Genomic DNA, 10063 nt, shown 5'->3' on the forward strand with positions numbered 1-10063 from the left:
ATCGCACGCGGCCCCGGCTCACCTCTCTCCGGCCAGGGTGGCGGCCACCAGCGCGTTGGCATGCCCGTGCCCCATACCGTGCTCCGACTTCAGCCAGCCGACCAGCTCCATGTGCTTCGTCAGCGGTGAGCGGCGGATCAGTTCCTGCCACTCGCCGACCGGGCGGCCGTACTTCTTCTCGATCGACGGGAAGTAGCTCGCCGGGCCCTTGACGGTCTTCTCGGTCATGCTGGGGTGCCCCCTCCGTGCGACGTCTGCGGTCACATGGGAAGACCGCCGATCCACGGTGGAATGATCGGCGGTCCTCAGTGATCCACGTCACCTCACGGATGGTCGATGCCCGCGCCCTCCACCCGAGCCCGGACCTCGTCCGGTGTCAGGTAGGAGTCGGTGAACTCGAAGTCCTTCAGCCGGGCGGGCTTGCGCGCCTGGAAGCCGGTGCGGACGAAATCGTCGCCCGCGACCGCGTTCAGCAGCCAGTTGGTCATCACCCGGGCCTTGGCGACGTTGGTGCGCAGCGCCGACCAGTGGTAGCCGCGGGCCACCACCTGCGCGGGCACCCCGCGCAGCTCGATCCCCAGCGGCTTGGACACCGCGTCCTTGCCGCCGAGGTCGACGACGAGGCCCAGGTCCTTGTGGACGTACGGCTGCATCTGCTGCCCGCGCAGCGTCGCGATGACGTTGTCGGCGACCTTCCTGCCCTGCCGCATGGCGTGCTGCGCGGTGGGCGGGCAGACCGCGCCCTCCTGGCCCTTGGCCAGGTCCGGCACGGCCGCCGAGTCGCCGAGCGCGAACACCCCGTCGTGGCCCGGCAGGCACATCTCGGCGGTGACCGCCAGCCGGCCCTTCAACGTCTTCGCGCCGAGCGTGGCGATGAGCGGGCTGGCGACCACCCCGGCCGTCCAGATGAGGGTGTGCGTCGGCACCACCCGGCCGTCGGTGAAGGTCACCTCCTCCGGGCCGGCCTTGTCGATCGACACGCCCAGCGAGACCTCGATGCCGCGCCGCCCGAGGATCTCCTGCGCGCTGCGGCCGAGCTTGTCGCCCAACTCGGGCATCAGCTTGGGCGCGATGTCGATCAGGTGCCACTTGATCAGGCCCGGGTCCAGCCGCGGGTAGCGCTGCACGGCCGCGTGCGTCAGCCGCTGGAGGCAGGCCGCGGTCTCGGTGCCCGCGTAGCCGCCGCCGACCACCACGAACTGAAGGCGCGCGGCCCGCTCGGCCGGGTCGTCGCTGGCGTCCGCCAGGTCGAGCTGCGAGATGACGTGGTCGCGGATGTAGGCGGCCTCGGCGAGGGTCTTCATCCCGAAGGCGTGCTCGGTCAGGCCCGGGATGTCGAAGGTGCGGGTCACGCTGCCCGGTGCCAGCACGATGTAGTCGTAGCGCTCGTTGACGATCTTGTCGGTGATGGTGCGGATGACGCACACCTTGGCCTTCAGGTCCACCCCGATCGCACCGCCGGGGATGATCCGGGTGCGGTACTTCCGGCTGCGGCGCAAGGACAGGGCGATCGACTGCGGCGTGAGCACGCCGGAGGCGACCTGGGGCAGCAGCGGCAGATAGAGCTGGTAGGCGAACGGCGTCACCAGGGTGACGTCGGCCTCGTCCGGGGCGAGTTTCCGCTCCAGGCGGCGGACGCAGTCGACTCCGGCGAAGCCTGCGCCAACCACCAGGATCCTGGGTCGTGTCACGGTGTTCATCCCTTTCTGCGGCTCCGGGCGGTCCGACTCGACGCCGTTCGCATGCCCTGGATCGCTCTGCGCCAACTCCGATCCCACCGTGCGTCCAGCCGTTCCGCGAGCCGGGTGCGGCAGGCAGACGAACGCGTGGGGACCAGCATGCCCCGACTGGGACGTGGAGTAACCGGATGGCGCACACCTACACGTCGAACACCTGTCACCAGGGCAGGAACGCGTGGATGTCCTTGCCGCGGTCGTGCACGACCACACTGACCTGGGTGCACAGCGTGTGCACCAGGTGCCAGCCGATGCCGCCACCGCCCGTGCGGGGGTGGAACGGCCTCGGCTCCGGCTTGGTCGTGCTGGTGTCCCGCATCGTCACGTGCACCCCGTCGAACGTGCGGCGCATCCGCAGGTCGAACGGACCGGGCGCGTACTGGATCGCGTTCGCGGCCAGTTCGGTCACGACCAGCAGGATGTCGTCCCAGTACTCGTGCGCGCCCGGCGGCGCGTCCCGGGCGAGGGAGCACAGGAACTCCTCCGCCGCGAGCCGCGCCCCCGTGACGTTGCGCAGCTCCCCGGGGAAGGAGAACGTACGCTCGTACCTCTCCTCCGAGGGTGGTGTGTCGTCCCAGCGCGGCTCCGTCACCATCTCGCATTCCCCGGCCCCGGCCCGGAAGCGGCCGGCTCGGCCCCTTCCGACCGGAACGGTCGTCGTTGCTGATCTCTCGCTGCGGGTTCCCCCAGCCGCGCAGGCTATCCGTCTCCCCTGGGACCCGCCGCCCGTACGCCGTACTTCCGCGGTCCTCGTCAGCGGAAGACATCGTCCGGCTCGTCCCAGTCGGCCGGCTCCGACGGACCCGGACGCGACCGGGAGCGCGCCTCGTACATCGCCTCGATCTCGGACGCGTAGTGCCGCACAACGGCGTCCCGGCGCAGCTTCATGGACGGCGTCAGCAGTCCGTTGTCCGGTGCGAACGGTTCCTGGAGGACACGGTAGACCCTGATCGACTCCGCCCGGGACACCGCACTGTTGGCGGAGGCCACCGCCCGCGCGATCTCCTCCCGCAGCGCGTTCTCCTCGCGGGCCTCCCGTCCCCGGGCGTCGCCCTGCAACGCCAGGGCGGCCCGCCAGTCCGCGAGGAACTCCGGGTCCAGGGTGATCAGGGCACCGACACAGGGCCGGTCGTCGCCGACCACCACCGCCTGGTGGACCAGCGGATGCATCCGCAGCCGCTGCTCCAGCGGGGCCGGGGCCACGCTCTTGCCGCCGCTGGTGACGATGATGTCCTTCTTGCGCCCGGTGATCGTCAGATAGCCCTCGGAATCCAGCCGGCCGATGTCCCCGGTGGCCAGCCGGCCGCCGCGCAGCGCGGCCCGGGTCGCGTGCTCGTCGCTGATGTAGCCCTGGAACACCGACGGGCCGCGCACCAGGATCTCCCCGTCGTCGGCCACCTGGATCTCGGTGCCGGGCAGCGGCAGGCCCACGGTCCCGGACTTCTCCCGGCCGAGCGGCTGCATGGTGATCCCGCCGGAGGCCTCGGTGAGCCCGTACCCGTCGTGGAGGTACACCCCGATGCCCGCGTAGAACAGGCCCAGTTCGCGGTCGAGCGCGCTGCCGCCGGAGGTCCCGCGCACCACCCGGCCGCCCAGTGCGGCCCGCAGCCTGCGGTACACCGTCCGCTCGTATAGAGCGTGTTGCAGCTTCAGTTCGAGCCCGGGGCCCGGCCCGGTGCCCAGCCGCCGGCGCTCCTCGGCGGCGGCGAAGTCCCGCGCGGTCTGCGCGGCCCGCTCGAACAGGGCGCCCCGGCCCGCCTGCCGGGCGGTGCGCAGGAACGTCTTGTAGAGCTTCTCGAACACCGACGGCACGCCGTACAGGTACGTCGGCCGGAACGTGCTCAGGGCCGCCGACAGGGCCGGCCCGGTCAGCTCCGGCTCGTGCGCCATCAGGACCCCGCCGCGCACACACATCAGCATGATCATGATGCCGTAGACGTGGGAGAACGGCAGGAACGCCAGCACGGACGGCTGTTCGCCCGGGGGTGCGGCGGTGTGCGCCCAGCCGGCCAGCAGCGTGTCGCAGGGGTACGCCAGACCGCGGTGGCTGAGCGCGCAGCCCATCGGGCGCCCCGAGGTGCCGGAGGTGTAGACGACGGCCGCCGTGGAGTCCGGCAGCACGATCCGGCGCAGCGACTCCACCGTGGTGTACGGGACGACCGTGCCCCGCTCCACGAGGTCCGCCAGGGCGCCCGCGTCGAGCTGCCAGACGTGCCGCAGCCGCGGCAGCCGGGTGCACACGGTGCCGACGGTCATGACGCCCTGCTCGTCCTCCACCACCACGGCCACACAGCCCGCGTCGCGCAGGATCCACTCCACCTGGTCCCGCGAGGAAGCCGGATGGACCGGCACGATCTCGGCACCCACCGCCCACAGCGCGTGCGCGAGCACCGTCCACTCGTAGCGGGTGCGGGCCATCAGGGCCACTCGGTGGCCGGGCGAGATCCCGGCGGCGATCAGGCCCTTGGCCAGGCCGACCACCTCGTCCCGCACCTCGGCCGCCGTCAGCTCCAGCCATCCTGCGGCGGCGGGACCGGCCCGGCGCGCGAGGACCGGCAGCGCCGGATCCCGTTCCGCCGTGGTGAACACGCTGTCGGCGAGGCCGCCGGTGAGCGGCGGGGCGACGGCGGGACCGGGGGCGAGGTTCCGCATGCGCTGCTCCTGGTGTACGGAGGGTCACTCCGCCGATCGGCTCGGTGTCGGCGGTGCCCGAATGTAGCCCAGGCAGGCGCGTTCGGTGAGGGGAACGTGGAAGTCGTGATCGGCTGATGATGTCGGCGTGTCCTGGGGACTCGGGACACATGAGTCATGTGAACCCCGATCCGGAACCCGAGCGCACGACCGGTCTGGAACCAGGTGGGGGAGTTCCGCCCGGCGAGACCCCGCCGGCCGAGAGCAGCATGCCCGAGGCCGGCCCCCGCGAGCCGCACGTCCAGCGCAGGGGCTGGGCCAAGGCACCGCTGACCCTGATCCTGCTGCTGGTCGTGCTGATCGCGGCCTTCTTCCTGGTGTACGCCCTGGTACTGATCCTCTGACCGGCCCGCTCAGCCCTGTGTGCGCCGCACGCACTCGGTGACGACGTCCCGCAGGCTGCCGGTGTGCTCCAGCAGCCTGCGCTGCTCCCGCGCGCCGTTGCCCGTGCGCAGCAGCTCCTCGACGGCCTGCTCGGCACGGGCCGCGTCGCCGTTCTCGGTGAGCGCGTCCCCCGTGTACTCCAGCAAGGAGCGCAGCACCCGGGGCGCGCGCCGGGGCCGCATGGCCACCGGGTCGAGCAGGTCCTCCTCCAGGCCGTACCGGGCGGCCTGCCAGTCGGCCAGCCGGAGCAGGCTCACGCCGGGGTCGGGCGCCGGCCGGCCCGCCCGCCACTCCCGGGCGGCCGTCTCCACGAGGGCACGGCAGAGCGTCGCGACCAGTACGGCGGTCTCCGCGCACAGGCACACGTCCGCCACCCGGATCTCCACCGTCGGGTAGCGGGCCGACAGCCGTGCGTCGAAGTAGGCCATGGCCTCGTCGAGGATCACACCGGTGGCCACCATGTCGGCCACCCTGCGGTGGTACCGCTCGGCGGACCCGAACGCCTCGGTCGGCCCGGCCGACGGCCACCGGTTCCACACCCGGCTGCGGTAGCTGGCGTAACCGGTGGGCCGGCCCTGCCAGAACGGGGAGTTCGCGCTGATCGCCCGCAGCACCGGCAGCCACGGACGGAGCCGGTCGAGGACCGCGACGCCCTCCTCGTCGGACTCCACCGACACATGGACGTGGCAGCCGCAGACCAGCTGCTCCCAGGTCGGTATCCCGAACCGCTCGGCCAGCCACTGGTACCGGTCGTTCACGCTGAGGGCGGGACTGACCGGCAGCGGCGAGGTGGCCAGCGCGGCGACCCCGCAGCCGATCTGCCCGGCGTGCCGGGCGGCCTCCTTGCGGCAGCGGACGATCTCGTCGCCCAGGGCCGCCATGTCCGACTGCGGATGCGTGGCGAACTCCAGCATCTGCCCGAACAGCTCCTTCTCGAAGACGTCCTGTCCGGGATCGTCCTGGGCGGCCCGCGCGAGGACGGCCGCCGCCAGTGCCTTCGGGTCGCCGCTGTCCGGATCGACCAGAAGGAGTTCCTCCTCCACTCCGACGGTGCGCACCTGGGTGCCGCCCTTCTGTCCGTGCCACGGGGGGCAGTCGCTGTCTGTACGACCCCGACTGCCCTTCGCACGGCCGCCGACACCTGCGGTTTTCAGTCCTCCGGCGTCAGCCAGACGGTGGCGAGCGGGGGCAGCGTCAGCCTCAGGAACCCCTCCTCGGGCTTGACGGGCCCCTCGGTGCGCACGCCGCTGCCGCCGTACCGGGTGTCGTCGGTGTTCAGCTCCTCGCGCCAGGCGGGGAACCCGTCGGGGACCCACAGGCGGTAGTCGTGCCGGACGACCGGGGAGAAGTTCGACACCGCCAGCAGCGGGCCGCCGTCGGCGGCGAAACGCAGGAACGCCAGTACGTTGTCGTCCGCCGCGTCGCACAGCACCCACCGGAAGCCGCCCGGGTCGGTGTCCCGCTGCCACAGCGCCGGCGTCGCCCGGTACACCGTGTTGAGGTCCCGCACCAGGGCCTGGACGCCCCGGTGGTCGCCGGCGGAGTGGTGGTCGTCGGAGAGCAGCCACCACTCGGGGCCGTGGGTGTGCGACCACTCGGCTCCCTGGGCGAACTCCTGCCCCATGAACAACAGCTGTTTGCCGGGGTGGGCCCACATGAAGCCGAGGTAGGCCCGGTGGTTGGCGCGCCGCTGCCACCAGTCGCCGGGCATCTTCGACACCAGCGCCTGCTTGCCGTAGACCACCTCGTCGTGGGAGATGGGCAGGACGTAGTTCTCGCTGTAGGCGTACACCATCGAGAAGGTCATCTCGTTGTGGTGGTACTTGCGGTGCACCGGCTCCTTCTGGATGTACTCCAGCGAGTCGTGCATCCAGCCCATGTTCCACTTCAGCCCGAAGCCGAGGCCGCCGCCGTCCGTCGGCCGGGTCACGCCGTCCCACGCGGTGGACTCCTCGGCGATGGTCACCACGCCCGGGCAGCGCCGGTACACGGTGGCGTTCATCTCCTGGAGGAAGGCCACGGCGTCCAGGTCCTCCCGGCCGCCGAACACATTGGGTTCCCACTGCCCGGAGTCCCGCGAGTAGTCCAGGTAGAGCATCGAGGCGACGGCGTCCACGCGCAGCCCGTCGATGTGGAACTCCTCGCACCAGTACACCGCGTTGGCGACGAGGAAGTTGCGCACCTCGGTGCGGCCGTAGTCGAACTCGTACGTCCCCCAGTCCGGGTGCTCCGCCCGCAGCGCGTTCCCGGGCTCGTACAGCGGGTCCCCGTCGAACCGGGCCAGCGCCCAGTCGTCCTTGGGGAAGTGCGCCGGCACCCAGTCCATGATCACGCCGAGACCGGCCCGGTGACAGGCGTCCACGAAGTACCGGAAGTCGTCCGGGGAGCCGAGCCGGGGCGTCGGCGCGTAGTAGGAGGTGACCTGGTACCCCCAGGAGCCGCTGAACGGGTACCCGGCCACCGGCATCAGCTCCACGTGCGTGAAGCCCATCTCCTTGACGTACGGTGGGAGTTCCTGCGCGAGCTGACGGTAGTTCAGCCCCGGCCGCCAGGACGGCAGGTGCACCTCGTACACCGAGAACGGCGCCTGGTGCACGGGAAGGTCACCGCGGTGCGCCATCCACTCCGCGTCACCCCACTCGTAGCGCGAGGACGTCACGACGGACGCCGTGTCCGGCGGGACCTCCGTGCCCCGCGCCATCGGGTCCGCCTTCAGGAACCGGTGCCCGTACCGCGAGGTGATCTCGAACTTGTACCGGGTGCCCTCGCCGATCCCGGGCAGGAACAGCTCCCACACCCCGGACGCGCCGAGCGACCGCATGGGGTACTGCGTGCCGTCCCAGTACGTGAAGTCCCCGGCCACCCGCACCCCCTGGGCGTTCGGCGCCCACACGGTGAAGCGGGTGCCGGCCACGCCCTGGTGGACCATCGGCTCGGCCCCGAGCGCCCGCCACAGCTGCTCGTGCCGGCCCTCCCGGATCAGGTGCAGGTCCAGTTCGCCGAGGGCGGGCAGGAAGCGGTACGGGTCGTGCACCTCCTGCTCGGTGTCGTCGTACGCGACCAGCAGCGTGTACGACGGGACCTGCGCGCAAGGCAGGACGGCGGCGAACAGACCGTCGCCCTCCGACGGCAGTTCGGTCGGCGTGCCGTCGATCACGACGCTCACCGCCCGCGCGTTCGGGCGCAGCGCCCGCAGCAGCGTGCCGCCCGGCACCGGGTGGGCGCCCAGCAGGGCGTGCGGATCGTGGTGCGCGCCGGCCAGCAGCCGGCCGCGGTCGGCGGGGTCCAGGGCCACGGCCGCGGGGGGCCTGGGCCCGGCGGCCTCGGGGCGCGTGGTGTCCTTCAGTGCCATGGGTCAGCCTCCCCACACGGCGAGCCGTTTGATCGCCGCCATCGGTACCGGCAGCCAGTCGGGCCGGTGTCTCGCCTCGTACAGCACCTCGTAGACCGCCCTGTCCGTCTCGTGCGCGCGCAGCAGCGCGTGCTTCTTGCGTGGGTCCCAGCCGGCGCGGGCCGCGTAGCCCGCGCAGAACGCCTCCCGGCAGCGGCGCGCCCACTCGGGTCGCCAGGGGCGGCGCTGCCGGGCCGCGTAGTCGAAGGAGCGGAGCATCCCGGCGACGTCCCGCACCGGGGACTGCGGGGCCCGCCGCTCGGCGAGCGGACGGGACGGCTCGCCCTCGAAGTCGATGACGAACCAGTCGCGGCCGGCCCGCAGCACCTGCCCGAGGTGCAGATCGCCGTGGATGCGCTGGGCGGGCGGCCCGGTGTCGCACGTGGCCAGCGCCCCGAACGCGGCCCGCAGACCGGGCACGTAGGGCAGCAGCCCGGGGACGGCGTGCGCGGCGGCGTCGAGCCGCGCGCACATCGCCTCGGCCGTACGGCCGTTCTCGCCCGGCCCGGCCGGCGGGAAGGCCTCGGCCAGCGCCAGGTGCACCTCGGCCATGGCCCGGCCCAGTGCGCGGGCCTCGGTGGTGAAGTGGTCGCCCGCGGCGAGCGCGCGCAGCGCCAGCGTCCAGCCGTCGGTGGCGTCCGGCAGGAACGGTTGCAGCACCCCGAGGGTGGCCGGGCGCGGGGCGGTCGTGGTGAACCAGGCCACCGGCGCGGGCACCCGGGTGCAGCCCTGCGCGGTCAGCGCCGCCGGCACCTCCAGGTCCGGGTTGACGCCCGGCTGGATCCGGCGGAACAGCTTCAGGATGTACGCGTCGCCGTACACGATCGAGGAGTTGGACTGCTCGGCGTCCAGCAGCCGCGGCGGCAGACCGCCGGGTACACGGGCGGCCGGGTCCGTCCCGAACCGCAGCGGGCCCACCGCGCCGGGCTGCCGCAGCCGCTCCAGCAGCAGATGGGCCGAGCGCGGGTCGTGCAGGGCGTCGTACACCGCGAGCCCGGCCAGCGGGCCGTCCACCGCGCGCCCGATGAACGCCCGTTCCAGCCGCGGGGCGAGGTGCCGGCGCAGGCCCAGCAGCAGCTGGTAGCAGTCGCCGGACGGGGGAGTGCCGCCGGGAGTGGGCACCGGCACGTGCGAGGCGTGCACCAGCAGGTGCAGACACCCCGGGAACAGCTCCGTCACGGACAACACCGACAGATCGGTGACCGGCCGGTCCTTGCCCGCGAACCAGCGTTGGCTCGGCAGCCAGTCGCGCAGCAGCCCGCCCAACGAGGCCAGTGGCCCGTCGGGCCCGGCCGCGGTGCGCGGTCGGGGGGTGATGGTCTTCGGCATGGTGACGCGTCCTTTCCTCGGCGCCGGGCGTTCAGCGGCGGCGGCCGATGCGGGATGCGACTCGGGTGAGCCGGAACCAGTAGAAGCCGTGGCCTTGCAGGGTGAGCAGGTAGGGCAGTTCACCGATGGCGGGGAAGCGCACTCCGCCGATCAGCTCGACGGGGTGCCGCCCGTCGTAGGCCCGCAGGTCGAGTTCGGTGGGCTGGGCGAAGCGGGAGAAGTTGTTCACGCACAGCACCAGGTCGTCGCCGTACTCGCGCAGGAACGCCAGGACCGCCGGGTTGGAGGACGTCAGTTCCGTGAACGAGCCCAGTCCGAAGGCGGGGTTCTGCTTGCGGATCTCGATCATGCGGCGGGTCCAGTGCAGCAGGCTGGACGGGGACGACATGGAGGCTTCCACGTTGGTGACCTGGTAGCCGTAGACCGGGTCCATGATCGTGGGGAGGTAGAGCCTGCCGGGGTCGCACGTCGAGAAGCCGGCGTTGCGGTCGGGGGTCCACTGCATGGGGGTGCGGACGGCGTCGCGGTCGCC

At 72.4% G+C, this 10063-nt stretch carries 9 protein-coding genes; 1 reads left to right on the top strand and 8 read right to left on the bottom strand.

Translation table 11 applies throughout. From position 1 onward, the window contains the following. Positions 1-18: 18 nt before the first annotated feature. The 4 genes from IE294_RS16430 to IE294_RS16445 form a co-directional block, all read right to left on the bottom strand. Positions 19-228, bottom strand: coding sequence for a DUF4287 domain-containing protein (locus IE294_RS16430; RefSeq protein ID WP_189886670.1), 210 nt, complete (start codon positions 226-228; stop codon positions 19-21). A gap of 95 nt (positions 229-323) precedes the next feature. Beyond that, complete coding sequence (locus IE294_RS16435) at positions 324-1700, bottom strand: NAD(P)/FAD-dependent oxidoreductase (protein WP_189886671.1); 1377 nt, start codon at positions 1698-1700, stop codon at positions 324-326. Between the two features lie 196 nt (positions 1701-1896). After that, positions 1897-2331, bottom strand: a complete 435-nt coding sequence (locus IE294_RS16440; protein WP_014670719.1) for an ATP-binding protein — start codon at positions 2329-2331, stop codon at positions 1897-1899. Between the two features lie 158 nt (positions 2332-2489). Next, positions 2490-4388, bottom strand: coding sequence for an AMP-dependent synthetase/ligase (locus IE294_RS16445; RefSeq protein WP_189886673.1), 1899 nt, complete (start codon positions 4386-4388; stop codon positions 2490-2492). A gap of 149 nt (positions 4389-4537) precedes the next feature. Here IE294_RS16445 and IE294_RS16450 point away from each other — a divergent pair, with 149 nt between their 5' ends. After that, positions 4538-4771: a DUF6480 family protein gene (locus IE294_RS16450; RefSeq protein WP_041664959.1), complete on the top strand. Its 234-nt coding sequence runs from the start codon at positions 4538-4540 to the stop codon at positions 4769-4771. A 9-nt stretch (positions 4772-4780) separates the two neighbouring features. Here the strand turns inward: IE294_RS16450 and IE294_RS16455 are convergent, their stop codons facing one another. The 4 genes from IE294_RS16455 to IE294_RS16470 form a co-directional block, all read right to left on the bottom strand. Beyond that, a complete protein-coding gene (locus tag IE294_RS16455) occupies positions 4781-5869 on the bottom strand; it encodes a glutamate--cysteine ligase 2 (RefSeq protein ID WP_189886675.1) in 1089 nt (362 codons plus the stop codon). Between the two features lie 92 nt (positions 5870-5961). Then, complete coding sequence (gene glgB, locus IE294_RS16460; protein WP_189886678.1) at positions 5962-8163, bottom strand: 1,4-alpha-glucan branching enzyme; 2202 nt, start codon at positions 8161-8163, stop codon at positions 5962-5964. A gap of 3 nt (positions 8164-8166) precedes the next feature. Beyond that, the gene (locus IE294_RS16465; protein WP_189886680.1) at positions 8167-9531 is read right to left on the bottom strand and encodes a maltokinase N-terminal cap-like domain-containing protein; all 1365 of its coding nucleotides are present in this window, start codon (positions 9529-9531) and stop codon (positions 8167-8169) included. 31 nt (positions 9532-9562) lie between these two features. Then, positions 9563-10063: alpha-glucosidase C-terminal domain-containing protein (locus IE294_RS16470; protein WP_189886682.1), on the bottom strand; the 501-nt coding region annotated here is incomplete at its 5' end.

Origin of the sequence: Streptomyces canarius, from assembly GCF_014650735.1 — a bacterium.
GTDB lineage: Bacteria > Actinomycetota > Actinomycetes > Streptomycetales > Streptomycetaceae > Streptomyces > Streptomyces olivaceoviridis.